Origin of the sequence: Bacteroides ihuae, assembly GCF_900104585.1 — a bacterium.
Taxonomy (GTDB): Bacteria; Bacteroidota; Bacteroidia; order Bacteroidales; family Bacteroidaceae; genus Bacteroides; species Bacteroides ihuae.
In genome coordinates this window covers 424,085-447,585 of the sequence record NZ_FNVX01000004.1, presented here as the reverse complement: position 1 = coordinate 447,585, position 23,501 = coordinate 424,085, and the positions used below count along the sequence as shown (strand labels likewise).

The window sequence follows — 23,501 nt, the reverse complement described above, 5'->3', positions numbered from 1 at the left end:
TAAATTTAATCAGGCAATAGAAACACATTACCTTTGCTGAGAACATACCTAGCTAAACTTTGAGCTAGTGCCAAAGTTCTTTTCAATGAGAATGCTATTCGGCAATCGTTTCATTAGCCCAATATCCCTTTTGATTATAATATTCATGTAGTTTGGCCTCATATTCTCTAGTTAGCAAAGATTCCTCAACATATTCCGGTGCCTGTTTGATAACCTCGCGAGAAAGGTTAACTACTAATTTCGATTCATCGAAACTAACCTGCTCCATCCATCGTGGTGAAACCAACACCTTCTTTCCTGGCCACCAATTCTTTGTATCAATGACTAAATATACAATTTCCCAGGTCTCATCATTAATAATAAAATCCTCTACATGGCCAATTTCGCCATTGTTGGCTTGGATGCTATAACCATCTACATTATAAGTACTCCGTAAATGAGGATCCCACGTTTTCTCCTCTTTAGGCGATTTTTCCCATTTTTCATGCTCCATTAAGATGTAAGGATAATATCCCCACATATATGAGCCTGCCCAATAGATAGGCGATCCATAATACCCATAGTAGGATTCCTCGAATTGTAATGAAACAGGTTTATCACTTTCTAATAAGGGACTGTCTTCGATTTGCTTTTTGGTCAAATTGACGTCAATGTGTTCAGTCTCTTTATTCACTCCTGCCAGTGAATACGGAGATATCAATACCTTCCTGCCTGTAAGCCAGCCTCCCGTATCAGCAACCAAATAACGAATTGTCCAATATTTATCATCGAAATAGAACTCTTTAGCTTTTCCTATTTCCCCATCGAGGCTATTCAATTTATAGCCATTCAGTGTTTTTGCGCTAATTAACATAATTATTTCCCTCTCTCTTTTAATTTATAATTTGGTATCATTCTCTTATCATTCTAAAGGCCTAAAAAAGGACCACTCGGATAAAAATTATGAAACGAATCCAATCTGTAAAGTCTTTATTTTAAGAATAAAGTCAATCTTGTTTTTTTACTGGAATGATAAAAAGTGGTATAGTTGTTTTCTTTAAAACATCTTCCGCGTCACTTCCTAAAATGATGTTTTCCAACCATTTTCGGCTGTGCGATCCCATGACAATAATATCTACTTCCATTTCTTTTGCTGTATTTAATATTGTTTCAGCAATTTCGCCTTCATTTAAGATCGTTTCAATCGATTCATCACCAAGATTTTTCTTTGTTTTATCTAAAAATTCTTGTGCTATTTTTTTGAAATCATCCTTTACATCAACCCTCAATTCACGCATATACATATAGGATGAATAATATATCGGTTGTTCAAAAACAACATGCAATAAGATTATTTTTGCGTTCATGGCTTTTGCCATTGCAAAACCTTGTTCTGCCACTTTTTGCGATGTCTCATCATAATCTAATGCAATCAATATTTTTTCATTTTTAATTGTTTTCATACTTGTTTATTTTTTAATTATTTTGGTTTAAACTGAATTTTCAGAGAACTGATATTTTGTGCTTTATGCATCTATCTCATCAGGAAAAGCAAAATTCAAGACTTTCAGTCTGTTTTATGATTATCGGGAATAGTTGCATGATTCAACATTCAAATAGGAAAAGAATGACCACAGGGGGAGGATTATTTATGTATGGAGATTTAGCTTAAACATAATTAATCCATTACGTATTAGCGCTGTTTGTCATTGATAAGAAAAGAGTATTTGCCTGACTTTCTAATTCAGAAAATAACAATAATTTGTTTTATTCAATTATAGAATTTTATTTTAAACTGACTGTAACGTGCACTTGTATAGGTAACATGTGCTTGCATCTATTTGTTCATTTCCTGACATTTTGATACAAGTCTCAATACGAGTTATCTCTACTCTATTATGTTTTTTGAAAACACTTAAGTCTTTTTCTGAAACATCGAAGTCTTTCTTGAATAATCATAGATTCATTTCTTATTTAGCGATTCAGTGGGAGGATATTGCGTCTTTTCTCTTCAATGTTTCTCTGTTGTTTTGTTGATATTAATAACCGGCTCTACAGGCCTTCTGGATGGGGTTTGGTGAAGTAGTTAATTCAGCGTGCTGAACTAACTAGATCACCGTGGTGAATTAACTACTTCACCACGGTGAACTTATATGCTTTCCTTACTGTAAATTAATTGTGAAATAAGTTGATTGAGATACTGCATTTTACTACCTGCCGCATAAATGAGTTTAAGTGTTACCTTATGTTAAACGGCTTAAGAAATAAGGAACACATAAGTTTACTTAAAAAGATTCTCTTTATATTAGAGTTTATTTATGCGATTTATGAAAGAAATGAACGATTTTGATGAAATATTAAATTATTCAATTATAAGATTGACTAAAACCTCAGATGTTAAGGTCTTGACTGTGATAGAGTTACTGGCTATTATCGCCGGAATGTTCCTTGTAATGTACTTTATAAAAAAAAGCAATCTACAGATCAAAGCATTTAGACCTTGGTAAGAAATATTCTATCAATAATCTTGTTCGATACATCATTACAATCATTACATTTGGGTGGATACTGCAACTTTTTGGCTTCAACCTCAAGATTATACTAGCAGGTTCTGCGGCCCTTCTGGTAGGTGTGGGGCTTGGATTGCAGAACCTTTTCAGCGACTTTGTTTCGGGCATCATCATACTCATCGATTCATCTATAAAAGTAAATGATGTGATTGATATAAACGGTTTGGTGTGTGAGGTCAGAGAAATAAATCTTCGTACCACGCTTGTCCTGACTCGCGATGATAAGTTTATCCTTCTACCCAATACGCTTCTAACTAAAAATGAGCTAATAAACTGGACACATTCTATCTCTTCGTCGCGTTTCGAGGTAAGTGTAGGTGTTGATTATTCCTCAGATATAGACTTGGTGATGAAGGTGATGAAAGAGGTCTGCGAGCAACAAGAAGGTGTGCTCAATGTGCCTGCGCCATTTGTGCGATTCAATGATTTTGGCGACTCCTCTTTGCTTTTTACCGTTTACTTTTGGTGTGAGAATGTATTTCGAGTTGAGAATATAAAGAGTCAGATCCGTCACGATTTGTTCTACAAATTCCGCCAACACAATATCAGTATTCCTTTCCCGCAACGGGTGGTGCATATGTCGCCTAATTCGTAATTGCAATATTCAAAATAGCCCTCCAGGATACGTTGATAAGAATATTGAGTGCGTAGTAAGGTTAGATATTTAGAGATTGGAAATGTATTCAAGTGGAGTTTTTCCGGTATAGGATTTGAATTCTTTTAGAAAATGGTTATAGTCATAAAAACCACTTGAGAGGGCTACTTCTATCAAATCCTTCTCTTTACTGTCTGTGAAGTTGATGTATGCAAAGATAAAACGTTGAAGCAGTATGTATTCTTTGGGAGATATGCCCAGGCAGTTTAGAAAACTACGTTCCAGCCATTTATAGTTTACCCCTATTTGATGAGCTACATGTGATACGGTTGTTTGTCCTTTCATTGTACTTATATATTCCATGGCTGAATCAAATAAAGCATTTCGTTTAGAAGCAAAGGCTATTTGCTCTATGTAAGATTCTATCTGCCTTATTCTGTTACTATCTTGTTTTTCAGAATAGATTTTGTTAAGCACAAACGGGTCAAAATTAATATCGGCAAGTGAGGCCACGCATTTATTTCTAAAGAAGTGAGTAGGCAAATTAAAAATATCATAGAATGCATAGGGCTTAAATCGCACTACTAAAACAGACTCAACCTTGTTGAGATCATTTATATAAATGTTTTTCATGATTCCGCCATTAATCCATGCTGTCTGAAATGTAATCAAAGAACCGTTGTTATGGATATTAATGTGGTCAGTAGTCGATGGAAGAAAGATGATAGTCGGTAATCCATCATTAAAAACTAACTGGTTCTCTTCTATATCATTACACGAGAAAACATAAAAGCCTTCAACGTAGCTTTTTACATTTTCAGACGGAGTTATCCTTTCACTATTCGGATTTCCTTCGACAGATTTAAATATTTTTTTCAGATGATTGATCGGCATGGTGCAAAGGTACGTAAAATATTATATTCAGCTTTCTTTCTGTCTAATTTATACTATGAATGAAGCATTTAAAGACATAACTTTGTGGAATAAAATTTATCGAGTATGATTATAAATAATCGTATGGAGCAAGAGGGAATCTATAAAGCGAGCCAAGCTGTAGCTATGACCCTCAAGAAAATGAAAGAGTTTACAAAAGTTGGAATGACAACTAAGGAATTGGATGATTACGGGAAACTGATTCTTGAAAGTTACGGGGCGCAATCTGCTCCTTTTTCGACGTATGGATTCCCCGGTTGGACTTGCATTAGTGTTAATAACGAGATGGCACATGGAATACCTTCGCATAAAAAAGTACTCAAAGAAGGCGACTTAGTCAATATTGATGTTTCAGCCAGCCTAAATGGATTCTATTCAGATAATGGAGCCTCTTTTGTTTTGGGTCAAGATATTAATAACCAACAAAAGTTAGTGGACACCTCCATCCTTGCATTGAATGAGGCAATCTCGTACATAAAAGGAGGAGCAAGGATTTCGGAAGTCGGACGAATCATTGATAAAGTAGCTAAGAGCAATGGATATAAAGTAATTAAAAACCTTGGAGGGCACGGCGTTGGCAGAAAGTTACATGAAGAACCTGACTGCATTCTGAACTACTACGACAGATACGATAGAAGGCGGTTTCAAATGAATATGGTGGTGGCTATCGAAACATTCTTAACAACCGACTCGACTTTGGTTAATACTGAGCCTGATGGATGGACTTTGACTGGTAATAAAGGCGGGTACTGTGTGCAGCACGAGCATACTATTATCGTAACTTCCGGCAAGCCAATCATTTTAACGGGAAGAAACAAGATCGAATAGGCACGAGAAGCATCTTGCATTTTCAACTATTGACAGTTAGACTCATAAATGATAGTTTATAAATGTCTATAGGTCAGCCATAAAAGTTTTAACGCAGATTATCCTTGCTTAAAGTATGCGTTTTTTTTATTTGATAAATACCCCTCTTATGGAGAGTCTGTAGAGTCCGACCTTCGATTTGATTAATACCTTTGTAGATGATAATTCTCATAGATTGTGGATGACATTGTTCTTATTGAGAATCGTTTTAATAGCTTCAATTCTCTTTTCTCGTTTGGCCGTTAGCAAAGAATAGGGTTCTATGTATAGCTCGACATCTTCACTAAGTCCATAGTTATCTATATTTTCTATGCTCGATAAGCTTTGAGGCAATATTCCAAGACTATGTTTAATTGTAAAAAGTATTTTGTAATAGTCGATTATCTCTTGCTTATGTGTGTTTACGAATTGACGATACGCTCTCATTTGAGATAGTATCTTAGGCTCTCCCTTTTCATATTTATTAGTAAGAAGCCTGCCGTCCTCTATACGCTTTAATTCTACGAATATAATATTATCATTCTCAAGTTTGGTCAAATCAATACGGGTTGTTAGATAAGCAAATTCAGAGTCAATATATTTTGTATTGGGGTCGCAAATAAGCTTTGCTTTGATACCGTTTTCCGAAGTGTTGCTATAACGTGATGCTATTCTTGCCTTTATTGTATTTGCATCATCGGGTAGGCGATTCGGATCATATTCAACATATCTCGAACCCGTTTTACCCAAATAATACTCGTGTATTCTACAATTAATTTTGTTTTTGGACGACGTGATCTTAAGCAAAGCACCTCCATTATAATAAATATTTAAGGAGTTGTCCTTACGTATATCCACATAAAAATCTCCTATCTTGATATTGTCTTTTACAAATCGCCACCAAGCTGGATTTTCCGTTTTAAGCCGTTCAAATAAACGGTGACTAATATTCAATGCTGTAAAATAACTCATTTTATTGCCTAGCTATGTTCTATTATCTCCAATTCCTTACAAGATTTACAATATCCATAACATAATCTTTATCTGTGAATTTTGTTCCTCTAGCTGCAGGATGCCAAGTATGAATATATAATTTATCTCCTGTGTCATGAAAAGCATTTCCGTACTCTGTATATTGCTTTTCTGTATTTTCTAATCCGTCGAAATCTGATTTGAAAAAATATTGTAATGTATTTCCAAATATTACAATATTCGGATTGTATGCCTCAATTTGCTGTTTTAATAATTCTTGATTATCATAATAGGCTTTTTGTATCTCATTGTTATTAGAATTACTACCTCCTGGTATTTTCTTAATGTTTATAATTGCAATTTCTTGTAATGGTTCAAAAGATTTTTCATTGTTTGCATCTGGAATTTCGCTCCATTCACAATCCTTCAAAATGCCATAAGTTGTATAAATTATTCTTCTTAATGTCGGGATACTCTTTCCGTACCGATACAACCATTCTTTATTTTTGAATTTTTTTGGATAGCTCCATGAATCGGTTTCTGAATTTGCTTCCTTCAATACCCACAAAATACGATATCGTGCATTAAGATATTTTTCAGGATCAATTATACCATCTATAACAAAATGGCTGTTGTTATCTAATCCGATTTGTTCAATTTGTTTAGAAATTGCAGTGCATTTATTTTTTAACGCCTCTAATGTTTTCATTTATATTGGTTGTTATTTTTTCGAAAATTGCTAGGAGACTATTTTGGGATCCAACTGCATATTAAAGTATTGAGATTTTTTGTTTTCCTGCACTCAATAAGTTTGGTGAACTTATTTTTTTAATTTCGCCTCCAAATTTAGCGAAAATCTGCTAAAAATTTATTCAACTATCGCTTAAATGCTTTAATTTAATTTGTTTCGGGCTTTGTCGGAGGTTTGATATGCGCTCGTGCAAAGGGTCTGAGCTCTTGATATTTTTGTTTGGACCAGTCGAAGATGTTTTTGCGGTTGATGAATGGTTTTAGTTTGTTGGGCTTGTCTATATCTTTTTTAAATATCTGCAAATAGGTATCTTGTCTCTTTCTATTGGATATATTGGTGTATATTGAGAAACTTCTGAATGTACTTGCAACTGTACGATAGCGGGCAAAAATACCTTGTGCACGGCTATAGCCTACTCTCTTCTCAAATTTTGTGTTGTACTGTTCAACTAATTTCAATAGAGTTTTCTTTTTTATCCCAATTCGGAGATAGGAGGTTTTCAGTTTAATCGTGGTAGCACAGCCGTCCGTTTGCATCAGCTCTCGATAACGACGATTTACATCCACACGGATGCGGTCGATGGCAAGATTGTTTTTTTTTCTGGTTGCAGAATTAGTTATCATTGACTTATCGGATGGTATAAAAATCTAAGCAATTCGCTGAATAGGAACTAAATAGCACTGTGTTTTATCCGTCACATTATGGCAATGGAATGGTAACGGAACTCCTGCCTTTTTTTCTTAAATATGATTTTTCTGCTTATTTCAATATAATTTAAAAAAGAGCATAACGAACGCTGTTTTAGCTAATTCGCTACACTCTGCTTAAAAACTATTTCTGCTTAGAGGTTTATCTTACTGATAAGCTTAATCCAATTTGATGTTTTTATCCTGACAGAACAGAGTAAAATTATCAAGAATAGCACTCCATTGTTTTGGGGTAAAGAAACAAACGACTTTATTTTCTTTATCAAATACAGCTGCATAATTTAAATTAAAGAATTTGTATCTGATCGTCTTGACCTTTACGTTTGAAATGAATGTTACGATTTTATCCTGATCGCTGTATTTTTCCGCAAAATTCTTAATACCTTCTAAAAAAGTATGCATCTCTTTAGGATTACCTTTGAAATATTCAACTTCGTAGGGAGTTGACGGTGTTGATTCATCATATGTCTGATAGCCCCATAAGGAAAAGTATTGAGGTGCATTATCGTCTACGTTTTCAAGTTGATCCCAATAAGATAAATAGGTTTCATTCATTTTATTTTCAAAAACTGTCTCTAATTTATATACTTGAGAGAAAGCCAATGAATAAGAACTAAGAAAAGTGATGACCAAAAATAAATGTTTCATTTTCATACGTTTTTAATTATAAGTTAGACAAAAAGAATACTATCCAATTAGAATATCATTAGTTTACAGTTTGAGCTTAACGAGCACGGGGCAGTGATCGGAAGGAAAACGGCCATAGCGAATATCTGTCAAGACTCCGTATTTTAGAATTTGTATGCCGGGTGTGACGAAGACATAGTCTATACGGTTTTGCATGGGAGCGTCTGTTTTGAAGCCCTGAAAGGTTCCTTGAGGGCCGTAGGGTGGGGTGGTGCTAAGTGAACGGCTGTCTTTGATGGAACCGTCTTTGAGAATATAGGCGATGGGCTCATCTGTGGGGATGGCATTGAAATCACCGGTGCAAATAGCGGGCGATTTTCCGGCGATACTCTTGATGCGAGCAAGCAGGAGTTTGGACGATTCGAGACGGGCAATAGGTGCTTGGTGGTCGTAATGTACATTGAAGCAGTAAAAAGTCTTACCTGTTCGTTGATCACGAAGTTGTGCCCAACTGCAGATGCGACGAATCTTAGCATCCCAACCGTAGGAGGGTTGTTCCGGTGTTTGAGAAAGCCAAAAGTTGCCTTTGCTGAGTACGGTAAAGCGATCTTTCCGATAGAAGATGGCAGAGTGCTCACCCGCTTCTTTGCCATCGTCACGACCTACACCAACGAAGGCGTAGGTACCATTGGAGGCAATGTCTTGTAGTTGGTGTTGAAAACCTTCCTGGGTACCAATGATGTCGGCTTCATGAAACTGAAGGAGTTCGCTAACCATTTCTTTGCGGTTGGGCCAGGCATTCTCTTTATCAGCTGGGGTATCCATGCGCAGGTTGAAGCTGAGAACATTGATCGGAGCGTTCGGTCGACTCTGTGCCCTCAGACCAGAAAGGGTCATGAGGGTGAGTAATAAAAGGAAAATTTGTTTCTTCATTTTTTATCTATTTTTGGGATAAAGAAAACAAAATACTTTGTTTTCTTTATCAAATACAGCTACATAATTTAAATTAAAGTTTTTTTGATATTGCTATAAAGAAAAAGTGTGAAGATAATATTTCATTTAGGGCAAACTTCTCTCTCTGTTCTATATGTATCGGGTCAAAATAAGAATAGGTGAAGAGACGAGAGGTACTTTTCTTTAATCTCTTTCCGCAAAGTCTGGGTTATTCGGGTGAAAAGATTGCGTACTCTGTCTTCAGAAAGAGCAACCTTTTGGGCTATTTGCTCGAATGGTTGATTTTGCTGATACATGTCGTAAATAACATGATCGGTAGGTGAGAGATCGTCAATGAGGCTGTCTATAAACTTCTTGAGTTCATCCAACTCTACTTCTTCTAATACGTGTGAGTATTGATAGGTATCCGGAAGCATACTCAATTCTTCCAGACTAACCGTTCTGTCTTCGTGCTTTGCATGGGTGCGCTGCATGAGCAATACGAAAGTGAAGAGAAAGCTATAGAGAAAATTGAATGACATTCCTTTGTCGTTGGTCTTTATTACGCTTGGTTTTTCCCAAAAACGCAACCAGAATTCTTGTATGATGTCGTTGGCATTTTCTTCATCTCTTGCCAATATTCTGATTCGTTTGGCAATGAAGGTGGCATGGCGCTTATAGAACAGGCTAAATGCCTGCTCATCCTTCTTTTCAATCTTATCTAATAAGGCTTGATCTGTCTTCATTGTAGGTTGATCTAATTTCATTGAGCAAATTTAGATGGAATCTACTTGATACTCTATTCCATTTTTGTGACGTTTATGTGAATAAACAGGTTTATTCTGACCTTTCATTTTCTTTTGAAAACGTAACAAGAATGTCATTGCTTTTTAAGGGATTTTAACGAGGCTAAGTGCACTTATTGAGTGAACGAGGACTGAAAGGATTGCTACTTATTGAAATAGAAGTGCGAACCATTCATGAGCTTCGGGTGGAATGATTGATAGAATGTAATTTGGAACATAGAACTATATAATAAGGTATGATGAGAATGAACTTCACTCAGAAAGAGAAGAAAAAGTATTTAAAAGAGCTTTCAACTATTTATTACCGATCTCTGGCCGGGAAGGCTACGGAGCGTGAAATGAAGATTGCAAAGAAATTTAGTCCTTACCTTATTAATAAGCTGAAAAAGGATTTTCCTCTAGAGAATATAGATATGGAGAAGGAAGAGCAGGAAGCGCAGGCGATGTGGAGCAGGATAGCAGGCAGATTGCATCTGGATTGTGCATTACTACCCGAAGCTGAGGCTTCTTGCTCGGAGGAAGATTACCGTAGGGCGTATGAAGAGGAGTTGAAAAAGACGGAGCGTAATGAGAGGAAAGTATCTGTTCACCGCCCTGTGTGGATGGGATATGCGGCCGCTATTGCACTGATAACGATTTTGCTCGGAGGTTCATTATACCTCTATGAAAATAGCAATAAGGCGATGGACGGGGTGGTTGCAGAGGTAAAAGCAAGATATACTGCTACTAACAGCATTAACAGTTATACGCTTGAGGATGGTACTGTGGCTGATATGAATAGGGACAGCGAGTTGAAGATCGCAAAGAGTTTTGGCGGAGAAACACGTCCGGTGACAATGGAGGGGCAAGTTTTCTTTCATGTGGCTAAGAATCCCAAGAAACCTTTTATTATCACTACGCAGGGGCTGAATGTAACTGTACGTGGAACGTCTTTCGAAGTAATGTCTTATGAAGAGATAGAAGATAAGCAGGTAACGGTGAGCACAGGGCGTGTGGAGGTGGCCAACTCTCAGAGCGGAGAACTACTTGCAGTGCTCACACCGGGCATGCAGTTGATTTACAACTCTCGCACCGGTAAACATGAATTGAAGAATGTGAATGCTGCGGATGTAACGGCATGGCGTACAGGAAAGCTGGTGCTTCACAATGCTTCTGTTGCCGAGTTGAGGCTGCGATTAAGGCAGTATTTCGACAAGGTGTTGGTGATAGAACATGATGCGCTACGCGAGGACTCGAGGATCACCTCAACATTCAACTATGAAGATGTAACGATAGACAATGTAATGAACAGAATTTGTGCCTTGTTTGGTGCGAAGTATAAAATAGAAAATAACAGGATTGTACTATCGGTGAATAATATATAAGTATAGAAAAGAAAAAACTATGTACTAGATGCGCATCGTACATAGGAATATAGAAAAACAAGTCAGTTATAAACGAGTAAAAAGAACAGGAATGAAAAATAAAAATAAGCAAATAAGCTTAAGGACGATTCTGCTCTTGGCAGGAGTACTATTGTTGATGCCTTGCCATGCGGAGGGATTAACGGACGGGAAAAAAGAGGCATTTAATACATGCATCAACAAAATAGCAAAGAAGTATCGGGTAGATATAACGTATGATGAAAGCAAAACAAAGTCGGTTGAGGTGACGCCTATAAACGAGAGGAACAACACTACGGTAGAGATTGCTCTGGCTAATACTCTCTCAACTACTGGTTTCTCTTATCATAAGCTTTCGGATAATTCTTATGTGATTGTAGAAAGTAGGAAGAGCAGTAATGCTGTGGCTTCTAAACCTGTAGCCAGAAAGGTGAGCGGAACGGTGACTACCGCTACGGGTGAACCAATGATAGGGGTTACTGTGATAGAAAAAGGCACTAATAACGGAACGGTAACGGACATAGACGGACATTTCTCTCTTCTGTTGAAAGGGGCAGACGGAGTGGTCGATGTTTCCTTTGTGGGATATGTCACCAGAAGTATCCGCCTGACAGGCAATGATAAAATCACTCTTCAGGAGAACACAAAGATGCTGAATGAAGTGGTGGTAACAGCACTTGGTATCAGCCGGGAAACAAAATCGTTGGGATATTCTGTTCAGAAAATAGATGGTAGTGCTATTCAGGAATCGCACGAAACCAACTTTGTGAATGCGTTGAGTAATAAGATTGCCGGCGTGCAAGTTACGAGCTCTTCGGGTGGCATCGGTGCTTCATCGTCTATCCAGATAAGAGGGCAAAACTTTGTGGGTGGATACAACTATAACAACTCTCCTCTATTTGTGGTAGACGGGGTGCCCATTAGTAACAACAACGAGCAGTCAACCCGCAGCTTTAGCGGTAGACAAGATTATAACAATCCGAACTTTACTTCCGGAGAGAATGAGGTGGATTATAGCAATGCAGCTTCCGAAGTTAATCAGGAGGATATCGAAAGTGTGACAGTATTGAAAGGCCCTAACGCATCGGCACTTTATGGTGCGCGTGCTGCCAATGGGGTGATTTTGATTACGACGAAATCGGGCAAAGGACAAAAAGGATTGGGCATCTCTGTCAACTCGGGTATCTCTTTTGAAACACCTTTGCGTTTACCGGAATTCCAAAACTCATTTGGACAAGGTCTTGAAGGGAAATATGCGTATGTGGATGGTGCCGGTGGAGGCGTAAACGATAAGGAGTTGGCTAACTGGGGTCCTGCACTCAACGGACAACTGATTACACAGTTTGACTCTCCTCTGGATAAGTTGGGCGTGCGTACTGCCACACCTTTTGTATCACAAGGCAATCAGTTAAAAGACTTTTTGCAGGTGGGACATACTATCAGCAACAATGTTACGTTGAGTAATGTGAGTGATAAACTGAATTATCGTTTCTCCTACACCAATAGCCAACAAAAGGGTATTGTACCCAATACCGATTTGACGAAGAATACGATTGGACTGAATTCCGGTTACCAAATAATGCCGGGTGTACGTGTGGATGCAACAATGAACTATGTGCATACTAATAGTGATAACCGTGCCAGCACAGGAGCGAAGAATGAGGATAACATCATGAAGATCTTTCTATATATGCCGCGCAATGTGAGTCTTAATTCGCTGAAACAGCAATGGAAATCGGGTTATGAGGGAATTGCTCAAAACACACCTATCGGAAACAATACGTTTACAGGCTTAAACAATCCGTATTTTGTAGCGTATAACAACTTGAATGGTAATACGCGTGATCGTGTGTATGGTAGTGCAAAGGTTACTTTGGAACTGTTAAAGGGATTGTCTCTGCAACTGCGTTCTGGCCTTGATTTCTACTCGGATAAGCGTACTATGAGGCATGCCAACACATCGGCTTCGTACTTTAATGGGTATTATCAGGAGGATGATATTAACTTTTTGGAGACGAATAACGACTTTTTGCTGACTTACAAATTGCCGGCAGAGTTCATTCCTGAGTTTGGCATGAATGTTTCGTTTGGTGGTAACTTGATGAGCCAAACATCTCGTAGACTGGGGGCTATTGCTCCTGAGCTGACCATCCCGAATGTATATAACCTTAGCAACAATGCCAAACCACTGATTGGTGGTAATACGCTTACCCGCAAAAAGGTAAACAGTTGGTATGGCACTACGCAGTTCAGCTACAAGAATGGTTTGTTTCTCGACCTGACCGGACGATACGATTACTCTAGTGCTTTGCCTAAAGAAAATAATTCTTATTTCTATCCTTCGGCTTCACTAAGTGCAGTGCTTACCGATTTGTTCCCTGTTATGAAGAGCAAAGCAGTTTCGTTCGTTAAACTAAGAACCAGTACCTCAATGGTGAGACGTGACCTGGAACCTTATCAGACCAGTGCCAACTATATTATTTCTCAAGGATGGGGTGGTAACTCTGTGGCTACAGCGAATAATAATTATCCTAACTCTAACATCAAACCGGAGAAGGTGGTGTCTTATGAGTTTGGTGGCGACTTCCGCTTTTTTGATAACAGGCTTTCGGTGGACGTAACTTACTACAACAGTACCACAACCGATTTGATTATCCCCATCACTCTTAATCCTTCGGGAGGATATGACACGAAATTGATGAACGTGGGCAAGATGACCAACAAAGGTCTTGAACTGATGGTAAATGTGACCCCTGTTCGTACAGAAGATTTCCGCTGGGATGTAACGTTCAATTTCTCAAAGAACAAAAATAAAGTGGTGAGTCTGGCGGAAGATCAAGGTATCACGCGTATTCGTCAGATAGAACGTTGGGCTTCGTTGGAACTCCGTACTTCGAATACAAAGGGAGATGGTTCGTATGGTTCTCTTTATGGTGACTACCTCATCTATAAAGATGGGCAACTGCAACTCAAAAACGGTTTGCCGATGGAAGAGAATGGTGACTGGGGGTTACTGGGCAACGTGAATCCTGACTGGACAGGAGGTCTGGGCACAGAGCTAAAGTATAAGAACTGGTCATTTAGTGCACTGCTGGGCATTCAGGAAGGTGGATCGGTTTACTCCAGAACATACATTGAAGGAATGCGTGCCGGTACGCTGAAAGAATCACTTGCGCTACGTGATGAAAATGGAGCAGGTACAATAGTGGCCGACGGTATTGATGTGAACACCGGACTGAAGAACACGATTGCTGTACCAGTGCGTCAGTACGTAAAGGCTTATTATGATAATGACATGATTGCTACATTTGATGCTTCATACATTAAACTTCGCGAATTGAAGTTGGGTTACAAGCTTCCTCGTAAATGGTTGAGTGCCACACCGTTTCAGAATGTGTCACTTTCGGCTTATGGACGTAACCTGTTCTTGTGGACGGATGTACCTAACATAGACCCTGAAGTGGCTTCATACGATGGACAGTTGAAAGGCATCGAGACGATGGCAACTCCATCTACCAAGAGTTTTGGTTTCAATATTAATATTACTTTATAAACATACTAGCATGATGAAGAAATATATACTGCCACTGTTGGTAGGTGCTGCTTTTTCAATGGTTGGATGCAGCGACTTTGAAGAATTGAATGTGAATCCCAATAATCCGTCTACTGTTCCGGCTAATCTGTTATTGCCGGGAGTAATTAGTACGGCTGTCTCTTCAATGACAGGAAGTGAGAGCGGTGCTGCAGGCCAATTTGTGCAACACCTTAACTATTTGGGTGGAAACAATGAAGGTTTTGGGCGTTATAGCATCACAGGTGCTTCGTTTCGAGAGGAATGGAATGGACCTATGAGAAGTGTGAAGGACATCAATAAGATTATCAGTTTGGCTGAACAGAACAGTCAACCTCATTACAAAGCAATCGGGCTAATCTGTAAGGTGTATGTACTTTCGCTTATGGCCGATGCGTATGGTGATATACCTTATGTAGAGGCTGGAAGAGCGAATGAAAACGGATTGGAATTTCCTCATTTTCAATCGCAAGATGAAGTGTACGGGTTGATGTTGGAAGATCTCGAAACAGCCAATGCACTGATTAAAAATGTAACTGCGGGCATCGTGGTCAATAATGACATCTTATATAACGGAGACTTGACCAAATGGCGCAAGTTTGCCAACTCACTCAAACTTCGCATACTGATGCGTGAGTCGGCTAAGAAAGATGTTGCCTCTCAGGTAGCTGCCATCTTTAATAATTCAAGCGATTATCCTGTCTTTACCTCTTTAGCCGATCAAACAACATTGGTGTACAATAACACTGTCGATTTCTACACTTGGTACATTCAACCCAAGAATCTTCCTTCGGATGGTTCAGGTGTGATCTTTGGTGATAACTCTAGGGTAGGTGAGGCATTAGCTGATTCCTTAAAGTCGAAAAAGGATCCTCGTCTGACGGTCTTTTTGGCTCCTACCAAGAATTCGTTTACAGCACATAAACTCTCTGAGTCCAGTCCGCTTGTTTATCGCGGTCAGCCTGTGGGCTTGAGCACTACAGAGCAGGCTTTGCTCAACAAAGACGATTATTCTGTAGTAGGAAGTGCCATCAGAAGTGAAAATAGAGCTTTTGTAATGAGCTATGCCGAATTATTGTTGCTTAAATCCGAAGCCATTGTACGCAAGATGATACAGGGCGATGCTGCTGCTGAATATAAAAAAGCATTGGATGCTTCGCTTAGCAAATGGTCGCAAATATCGACCACGGACAAGACTACTTTCCTTGGCGGAAACGCTGCTTCATTGAGTGCCTCCACATCTGTGGCACTGATGCAGATCGGTACGCAAGCATGGATAGATAGCTTCCTGAATGGTTTTGAGGCATTCGCCAACTGGCGTCGCACAGGCTATCCGCAGTTATATGTAGGCCCAAGTGTTGCGAGTGCAATACCTGTGCGCTACATCTATTCGGACAATGAACAAAATAACCCGAACTTGATAGAATGGACTACTCAGAAGTATGGACGCATGGTGAATGAATCGGACTTGGTTTGGTTTCAACCGCAAGTATGGTCTACTCCTTCAAAGAATACTATAAATTAATATTACAATGATAAGAATAAAATTACTAGCAGCACTATGTGTTGTTTTGTTGATTGCGATTCCTGTCTGCTCTCAAAATGGGAAGACGCTAATGCACTCTCATAATGATTATTTGCAAAAGGTGCCTTTCTACATGGCTTACGGAGCAGGATGTGCTTCGATCGAAGCTGATGTATTTGTGCAAAATGGCAAGCTTTGTGTGGCGCATGAAGCAAAAGATATAGATGAAAGGCGCACATTGAAGGCTCTTTATCTTGATCCAATAAAAAAGCAAATGGAGATGAATGGCGGCAAGGCTTATGCAGATGGTAAACCTTTACAACTGCTTATCGATCTGAAAATGGGCTACAAAGAAACATTGCGAGTGTTACTCGAGGAGTTGAAAGACTATGCAACCTGTTTTGATGTCGTTAATAACCCTTCGGCCGTGCGTGTTGTGATTACCGGTAACCAACCTGCTCCCCCGGAATTTGAAGAGTATCCTCTATGGATATTCTTTGACGGCAGTCTGGCGGTAAACTACACCCCTTCGCAAAGCAAACGCATAACCATGGTAAGCGTACCTTTCATGTTGCTTACCAAATGGAATGGATTGGGCAGAATGGTGAAAGAGGATTATGACAAGGTGAAGGAGGTTATTGACAAAATACACGCTGATGGCAAACAAGTGCGTTTCTGGGGTTGCCCGGATACCAAGACGGCGTGGAATACGTTTATCAAGATGGGGGTGGATTATCTGAATACGGATCGTCCGGCTGAACTATCTCTCTTCTTGAGCACGTTCGAGAAGAATACGTATATGTCTGACGGAAAATTCTATCAACCTTATCAGCCTACTTATGCGACTGACGGAGCGATGAAGGCTCCAAAGAACGTGATTGTGCTCATTTCTGATGGAGGAGCAGGTGTGCCCGAAATGTGGGCTGCTGCAACTGCCAATGGTGGCTTGCTCAATGTGTTGCAGATGCACAATATGGGTTTGCTTCGCAATGATCCGTTAGACGATTATACTACCGATTCGGCCGGAGCAGGCACTGCTTTGGCTACGGGTGTGAGAACACGCAACCGACGGATTGGTACTGATGAGCAAGGGAAAGCACTAACAAACATCACCGAAACTCTTTCTGCTAAAGGAAAAATGACGGGCATCATGAGTAATGATAACATTGCCGGTGCTACTCCATCCTCTTATTACGCTCATCAACCGGAAAGAGATATGTCCGAAGAGATCACAGCCGATTTACTCACCACTCCTGCTAGTCTGGTAGTTGCTGCTCCCAATGCAGCCATCCTGAAGAACGATAGTGCATTGGTACATAAGCTTCGCAATGTGGGTTACAAAGTACTTACTGATGCAGTTCATTTGAATGATCTGAAAGCGGGCGATAGAGCAATATGCTTGCAAGGGGATGATTATGAACATAACAAACGCCTGATAGAGGAGTCGTTTGATGGTGCGATGCAATTTCTATCCGCCGGCAAGAAAGGTTTCTTTGTAATGATTGAAGGTGCCAAGATAGATAAAGGTGGACATGCCAACGATATGCATACGGTGGTAGATGAGTATCTTTCGTTCGATCGCACAGTGGGCAAAGCACTTGAGTTTGCCGATAAAGATAAAGAAACATTGGTACTAGTGCTTTCTGACCATGAAACGGGCGGACTTAGTATCATTGATGGTAATTATGAGAAAGGTTCCGTGTTAGGCAATTTTTCGACAAATGACCATACAGGGATTCCTATTCTTCTTTTGTCCTATGGTCCTGGCTCATCTCATTTTAGAGGATACGCGCTGCATAGTTCACTCATAAAGAAAATAAAGGAGTTGATGAAATAACTTTGTTACAATATTCTATAACCTGACTATCCTCTTTTTGGATGCTGTTTCTTTTTCACACAGTTTAGTCAGGCAAACTCCCTCCTTCTATTCAAGCTTAATGGCAAGCTTCAATAGAAAGGAGGGTCTTTGTCTTTTCACCTTATCTTAAATGGTAATTTGTTTTATTTCTTTGTAGATACTAATTGTGTTAGGTTATTCTCTAATGTCAGGCAAATTGTTTGTATTATGAAGTAATATTTACAAATGTAGCTAAATTTATATAAGATATAACTTCAGCGTGTTGAAGTAGTGAATTAAGCGCGGTGAAATAGTGAATTCAACAAACCCCTCTCAGAAGGTCTGTAGGGGCATACTGTAAATATTTACATTCTGCGGTTGTAATAGCTCTCAACGATTAGTTCGTATCTTCCTGGTGTACACTTCTGAATATTGCGGTAAAGAACGAAATAGGTCAAAAGAGTTGAAATCTCAAATGTGCAGTTCTCTTTTTTGTGCTAACAATAACTTTTGTTGAGCACTCATCATTATTATCCATTTTTATGATTTGTTTTGCCGGTAATCTTTTATTGAAAGTTGAAATTTGATTAAAACGAAAAATGGTTTAAGTAGAAAAACCATCGTTCATGTTATGGTAAGATGTATTTTTGTCTATTTTTGAATGTATCTTGCTTATTATGCCATTCTCTGAGACAATACCATGACTTATTTTATAATGAAACGTACAACCATTTTTCTTCTATGGGTGTTTTTAATACCCTCTATTTTTGCTAGTGTGAGACCTGATTCAGTAATTGTTTATGACTATTTTAGTGGAATAAAAAATAACGAATCTTTGCTCAATCAATTTTTTAGGGATATGCCCAAGGGAGGAGATCTCCACAATCATCTCACTGGCTCTGTCTATGCTGAAACTTATTTTAAGTTGGCTGTAGAAGATCGTCTTTGGTTAGATTTGGATACTGGAAAACTCTATCCTACACAACTCGCAGCCCAAAAAGCGGGTGTGGTGTCTCCTGTGCAATTAGATGCCTCAATGAGTAATTTAAATAATCTGCGGAGGAGGTTGCTCGACCTTTGGTCTATCAGTAGATTCAAGGCTTTTAATTCAGTATTGAAGGCGGGAAGTGATTTCTTTAATGCTTTTGATTTGTTCTTAGCAGCAGCAGGCGCACACTTGGTGGAGTTGTTGCACGAACTTAAATATAGGGCGGCCATTGAGAATGTACAATACTTGGAAATTATGGCTATGTCTCCTCGTATTGGGGCGGATGAGATTGATCGTTTTTTTGGGAAAGGAACGTACGAAAAGGATAATAAAGCTTTGGAAAAAAATATATTGGGAAAGAGAACGTCCTTGACTCACTCCTTGGAACTTATTTATAACCGATGGGAGAAAAGTAAAGAAATGGCTAAGATGGTAAAGGACTATGTTCATTTAATGGATAGCATTGATGTGAATAGTAATTTGGTGGATGTTCCTAATGCTCCGGTTTGCTTATATCAGACGTATGCTGTGAGAAATGCTGATCCATTGCGAGTCTTTGCTCAGCTTTACCTTTCATTTAAAGCTTGTATGGATGAATCGAACTCTCGTTTTGTTGGGGTTAATATTATCTCTCCCGAAGATGGCGATCTATCAATGAAATATTATCGCGGGCACATGGAAATGTTTGGCTTCTTAAAAAAAAAAGCACTAAAACCGGTAAAGCTCTCTATACATGCAGGGGAGTTAACGATGGGCTTGGTGAAGCCCGAGGAATTGGGATCTCATATTCGTGATGCCGTTTATCTGGCCAAGGCCGACAGAATAGGGCATGGAACTGATATCGTTTTTGAAAAAGGGAGCGTGTCATTGATACACGATTTAAGGTTGCGACACATTCCGATTGAAATCAATTTGACTAGTAATGAGGCTGTTTTAGGTTTGCGAGAAAACAATCATCCATTCCCTATTTACTTTAAAGCAGGTGTTCCCTTGATTATCTCAACTGATGATGCCGGTGTTTTGCGCACAAGTCTTTCAGAGCAATATACTTTGCTGACTTTACGTTACGGACTCAGCTATTATGAAATCAAAAAATTAGTAAGGAATAGCATTACGTATAGTTTTGCCTCGGATGAAAAGAAAAAAATGCTTCTCAATAAGTTAGAGGTGGAATTCCACCGGTTTGAATCCCGGTGGGTGGACAATATTGCTATAATGAAGCAGTGGGATGGTTAAAGAGCATTGGGCTCAAAGGGAACCTTGAGCAGCTATGCAATGCCTCGCCATCAGATAAGATACGGAAGATTCAGCGCCCTGATTCAGATTGATGTTATTCTCTTCTAATCCATCATAACATCCTCCGGTAGCCGGGTTGTAGACGATTTGGTGTAAATGGTTGTTTCCCAGAAACCAGTTAAACGCATCTCTTTGCTTGGTGAGATATTCATCTACTTTGAAAACATCATAGAAGGTGGAAAGGGCGATAACAGTACCTGCCACGTCAATGGGTTGTTCGCCATACTTTCGTTCTTTCTTCTCTTTTAGTAGCCATCCTTGATTGGAGATCACTTTGATTTGATGATCTGCAAAGGTTTTACTCAACAGGAAATCGAACGATTCTTTCGAAATCTCTTTGTAGCGGTTATTTCCCGTAGCCAGATATGCATACAGTAAACTCTCGGGCAATACGCTATTGTCGTAAGTAAGATAAGCTTCGAACCAGCGCCAGTTTTCGTCTGCGCTGAGATTGTAAAGACCCACTAATTTATCGGCTAATATACGGATGAGTGATAGAACTTCGTCCGATGGATATTTGCTGTAATAATTGCATAACCCTTTTATCACAAAAGCCATACTTCGGGGAGATTGAAGAGTTGGAATAATCACAAACGTTTGTTTGAGGGTTTGAATCGCTTCCATTACCCATGAATCAGAGAAGTTATCTCCTAGAGAAATAAAATAGCCCAATGCCCAGATTGCTCTGCTATTGCTATCTTCTAAACCGACTTCCTGATTTTGAGGGGTAAAAGCCAGATCTTTATCCACATAATTTAGAAAGGTGCCATCTGGTTGTAAGCAATACTTTATAAAGTCAAGGTACCTTTTTATATATTTTTCGCAAGACGCATCTTTAGTTTCTGTATATAATTGGCACAAAGCGATTAATGCTCGTGCATTGTCGTCTAAGGTATATCCTGTGGTAAGGTCGGGCCGATTTCCTTCTGCAAACTGAATCATAGCAAAGTTACGACTCATATTTTTGATGTGTTTTGCATTGATGGGAGGCAAGGAATAGATGAGTGGTTCGGGGTGCTCTAATGTCTTATTAAATAGTAATGCATGTGCAATAGCCGAATTTTCCCATGCGGTAGCTGCTGTCTTTTGTAATCCGGTGATTCTCATTTCACCTCTTAAGCGATCATTCAAGAGCAACTTGTTTGTTGCTTTTGCTAGTTGGGCGGCATCTTTAAAATCGAAGAGTATGCCCGATTCATCCTTTAGTAACTCTAATGCATGCGGTATTGGAGTTGCTATAATAGGACACCCACAGCTTAATGCGTACACAAAGGTTCCGCTAACTGCCTGGTTCGGATCACATGAAGTAAATAAATAAATGTCCGTGAGTTGCAAATATTCAAGTAAGACAGGGGTTTCTAAGTAGCAATTGACAAATCTTACTGAATTGCTTAATCCCAGTTTTAGTACTTTAGCTTCTAGCTTTTTTCGATAGATCTCACCTTCCGTTTTCACGATGGTGGGATGTGTTTTTCCTATAATTAAGAATAGTACAGATGGGTTTTTTTTTACTATTTCCGGCAAAGCATCGAGCGTTGTTTCTATACTTTTTCCGGGGCTTAACAATCCAAAAGTAGAGAGAACTGTTCGTCCCGCAACGTCATATTTCTCTTTTAGGCTTCTTTTGTCTCTGTGAGATACCAAGTGTGTGCCGTGCGGTATTACTTCTATTTTATCTCCATCGACATGATATTCTTCCTGTAGTATGCGTGAAGAAGTTTGAGTCATCACGATAATGGCAGCACAAGCTTTGGTTAGCTGTTCGATATCGTTCTTTAATGAACGTTTAGGCTTAGAAAGGACTGTATGAAAAACAATAATAACCGGTTTGGATAATAATTTTATAAATTGTAAAAACACCTCTTTTTGTTCGATAAATAGCCCAAACTCATGTTGTATCAATATGAGTGATACCTCTGCATCTTGGTTTATTTTATCGGCCATAGCTGCATATTCCGCTGCTTCCGAAGTATTCAAAATGTATTTTACAATATCGGGATAGGAGTGCTTCTCTAAAGTTGATTCTAGTGCGCAAACCCTAATGGAGTAAGAGCCTCCAAATTTATATTGAATGGCCCTGATCAAATCGTGAGAGAATGTGGCAATACCACATTCTCTTGGGGGATAAGTTGATATGCATACTATTTCTTTCATTTTTTATGGGCTACTAATTCGTTTACTAACTCTGTGAGCGAAACAGACGTGCAAGCTATGCACTTATCTGCTGCGCCATAATAAATATAGAGAGTATCTCCGAAGGTGGCAGTACCCGTGGGGAAACAAACCTTATTTACTACTCCGTTTAATTCATATTCTAGTTCTGGACTAAACAATGGGTAGGGCAGTCGGGCTATCTCTATGGCTGGATTGTGAATATCCAATAATGCAGCACTTGCTGTATACATATATCCGGATGGGGTATCGTGCACGCTATGGTAAATCATTAACCACCCTTCGGATGTTTCTATTGGAGGGCAACCAGCACCTATATAGCTCGATTCATGATCATGCTTTGCTTCAAAAGAGATGTGAGAGGTGAAATCAAGGAAATAATTTTTCCAAAACTCATCGGTGAGATCTTCTAGTTCATTAACCGCAACTAATTGTATATCCGGTTTTATACGGTGCATAAAATAGAATTTCCCCTCTATTTTTCGAGGGAAAAAGACAACATTTTTATCTGTTATATAGTTTGGCTTCCCATCGTTTGTTTTTGATTCGTTCTTATTATATGTACGGAAATATTTCTCTGTATGAGGGCCGTCTCCCGTGATTAATGCCGTGAATTGGTCATAAGTAAACTGAGGGGTTATGATGCCTTTCTTGTCGAAATGTTTTAAATCTTTAGATACAGCCAATGCACCTGCCGCATTTATTCCATCGTAAGCTGTATAAGTCATGTAATACAGATCGTCAATTTTTACAATTCTAGGATCTTCTACTCCCTTACTTTCATAATCAAAATCAGGATATAGGATAGGCTTTTCATTGCGTTCAATGACTTTTAGCGGCCCTTCCAAGCGGCAATACCCAATAGTCGAGTGGTTCCCTTCTCTCACTGCCCGATAAAACATGTGCACGTAGCCTCCTTCGGCTATTACTGCGGGATTCATTACCCCTTCATTCTCAAAGTTTAAATCCGTGTTGCTAAGTATAATTCCTTCTCTTTTGGTTTTTATCATT

18 protein-coding genes and 1 pseudogene are annotated in these 23,501 nt (G+C 39.1%); 8 read left to right on the top strand and 11 right to left on the bottom strand.

Features of this window, described 5'->3' with window-relative positions; translation table 11 throughout:
- Window positions 1-94 precede the first annotated feature (94 nt).
- Both BQ5338_RS02630 and BQ5338_RS02625 read right to left on the bottom strand, forming a co-directional pair.
- On the bottom strand, window positions 95-853 hold the full coding sequence (locus BQ5338_RS02630) for a PRC-barrel domain-containing protein (protein WP_071145260.1): 759 nt from the start codon (window positions 851-853) through the stop codon (window positions 95-97).
- A 133-nt stretch (window positions 854-986) separates the two neighbouring features.
- The gene (locus BQ5338_RS02625; RefSeq protein WP_071145259.1) at window positions 987-1,442 is read right to left on the bottom strand and encodes a universal stress protein; all 456 of its coding nucleotides are present in this window, start codon (window positions 1,440-1,442) and stop codon (window positions 987-989) included.
- A 1,012-nt stretch (window positions 1,443-2,454) separates the two neighbouring features.
- Between BQ5338_RS02625 and BQ5338_RS17170 the strand changes: the two are divergent.
- Together BQ5338_RS17170 and BQ5338_RS02620 are read left to right on the top strand one after the other, a co-directional pair.
- Window positions 2,455-2,616 (top strand): annotated as a pseudogene (locus tag BQ5338_RS17170) (mechanosensitive ion channel protein MscS); the annotation flags it as partial.
- Between the two features lie 6 nt (window positions 2,617-2,622).
- A complete protein-coding gene (locus BQ5338_RS02620) occupies window positions 2,623-3,144 on the top strand; it encodes a mechanosensitive ion channel family protein (RefSeq protein ID WP_394331119.1) in 522 nt (173 codons plus the stop codon).
- A gap of 69 nt (window positions 3,145-3,213) precedes the next feature.
- Here the strand turns inward: BQ5338_RS02620 and BQ5338_RS02615 are convergent, their stop codons facing one another.
- Window positions 3,214-4,038, bottom strand: coding sequence for a helix-turn-helix domain-containing protein (locus tag BQ5338_RS02615; RefSeq protein WP_071145258.1), 825 nt, complete (start codon window positions 4,036-4,038; stop codon window positions 3,214-3,216).
- Window positions 4,039-4,143: 105 nt separating this feature from the next.
- On the opposite strand from BQ5338_RS02615, the gene map reads away from it, so the two are divergent.
- A complete protein-coding gene (gene map / locus BQ5338_RS02610; RefSeq protein WP_071145257.1) occupies window positions 4,144-4,905 on the top strand; it encodes a type I methionyl aminopeptidase in 762 nt (253 codons plus the stop codon).
- A gap of 207 nt (window positions 4,906-5,112) precedes the next feature.
- Here the strand turns inward: map and BQ5338_RS02605 are convergent, their stop codons facing one another.
- The 6 genes from BQ5338_RS02605 to BQ5338_RS02580 form a co-directional block, all read right to left on the bottom strand.
- The gene (locus tag BQ5338_RS02605; protein ID WP_071145256.1) at window positions 5,113-5,895 is read right to left on the bottom strand and encodes a hypothetical protein; all 783 of its coding nucleotides are present in this window, start codon (window positions 5,893-5,895) and stop codon (window positions 5,113-5,115) included.
- Between the two features lie 22 nt (window positions 5,896-5,917).
- A complete protein-coding gene (locus tag BQ5338_RS02600) occupies window positions 5,918-6,604 on the bottom strand; it encodes a uracil-DNA glycosylase family protein (protein WP_071145255.1) in 687 nt (228 codons plus the stop codon).
- Between the two features lie 188 nt (window positions 6,605-6,792).
- Window positions 6,793-7,269, bottom strand: coding sequence for a hypothetical protein (locus tag BQ5338_RS17165; protein ID WP_071145254.1), 477 nt, complete (start codon window positions 7,267-7,269; stop codon window positions 6,793-6,795).
- Between the two features lie 243 nt (window positions 7,270-7,512).
- A complete protein-coding gene (locus BQ5338_RS02590) occupies window positions 7,513-8,001 on the bottom strand; it encodes a hypothetical protein (RefSeq protein WP_139265158.1) in 489 nt (162 codons plus the stop codon).
- 63 nt (window positions 8,002-8,064) lie between these two features.
- Complete coding sequence (locus BQ5338_RS02585) at window positions 8,065-8,913, bottom strand: endonuclease/exonuclease/phosphatase family protein (protein WP_071145252.1); 849 nt, start codon at window positions 8,911-8,913, stop codon at window positions 8,065-8,067.
- Window positions 8,914-9,077: 164 nt separating this feature from the next.
- On the bottom strand, window positions 9,078-9,680 hold the full coding sequence (locus BQ5338_RS02580) for an RNA polymerase sigma factor (RefSeq protein ID WP_071145251.1): 603 nt from the start codon (window positions 9,678-9,680) through the stop codon (window positions 9,078-9,080).
- A gap of 275 nt (window positions 9,681-9,955) precedes the next feature.
- On the opposite strand from BQ5338_RS02580, the gene BQ5338_RS02575 reads away from it, so the two are divergent.
- The 5 genes from BQ5338_RS02575 (at window position 9,956) to BQ5338_RS02555 (ending at window position 20,258) form a co-directional block, all read left to right on the top strand.
- Window positions 9,956-11,083: a FecR family protein gene (locus tag BQ5338_RS02575; protein ID WP_071145250.1), complete on the top strand. Its 1,128-nt coding sequence runs from the start codon at window positions 9,956-9,958 to the stop codon at window positions 11,081-11,083.
- Between the two features lie 91 nt (window positions 11,084-11,174).
- Window positions 11,175-14,654, top strand: a complete 3,480-nt coding sequence (locus BQ5338_RS02570; RefSeq protein ID WP_235816361.1) for a SusC/RagA family TonB-linked outer membrane protein — start codon at window positions 11,175-11,177, stop codon at window positions 14,652-14,654.
- Window positions 14,655-14,664: 10 nt separating this feature from the next.
- A complete protein-coding gene (locus BQ5338_RS02565; RefSeq protein ID WP_235816360.1) occupies window positions 14,665-16,197 on the top strand; it encodes a SusD/RagB family nutrient-binding outer membrane lipoprotein in 1,533 nt (510 codons plus the stop codon).
- Between the two features lie 7 nt (window positions 16,198-16,204).
- A complete protein-coding gene (locus tag BQ5338_RS02560; RefSeq protein WP_071145249.1) occupies window positions 16,205-18,034 on the top strand; it encodes an alkaline phosphatase in 1,830 nt (609 codons plus the stop codon).
- Window positions 18,035-18,749: 715 nt separating this feature from the next.
- Window positions 18,750-20,258 (top strand): adenosine deaminase family protein, encoded by a 1,509-nt coding sequence (locus BQ5338_RS02555; RefSeq protein ID WP_071145840.1) that lies wholly within the window; start codon window positions 18,750-18,752, stop codon window positions 20,256-20,258.
- Between the two features lie 12 nt (window positions 20,259-20,270).
- Here the strand turns inward: BQ5338_RS02555 and BQ5338_RS02550 are convergent, their stop codons facing one another.
- Window positions 20,271-22,472 carry a glycosyltransferase gene (locus BQ5338_RS02550; protein ID WP_071145248.1) on the bottom strand — a complete coding sequence of 734 codons (2,202 nt, stop codon included), beginning with the start codon at window positions 22,470-22,472 and terminating at the stop codon, window positions 20,271-20,273.
- A complete protein-coding gene (locus BQ5338_RS02545) occupies window positions 22,469-23,500 on the bottom strand; it encodes a glycoside hydrolase family 130 protein (RefSeq protein WP_071145247.1) in 1,032 nt (343 codons plus the stop codon). Before BQ5338_RS02545 ends, BQ5338_RS02550 begins: the two co-directional genes overlap by 4 nt.
- Window position 23,501: the final 1 nt, after the last annotated feature.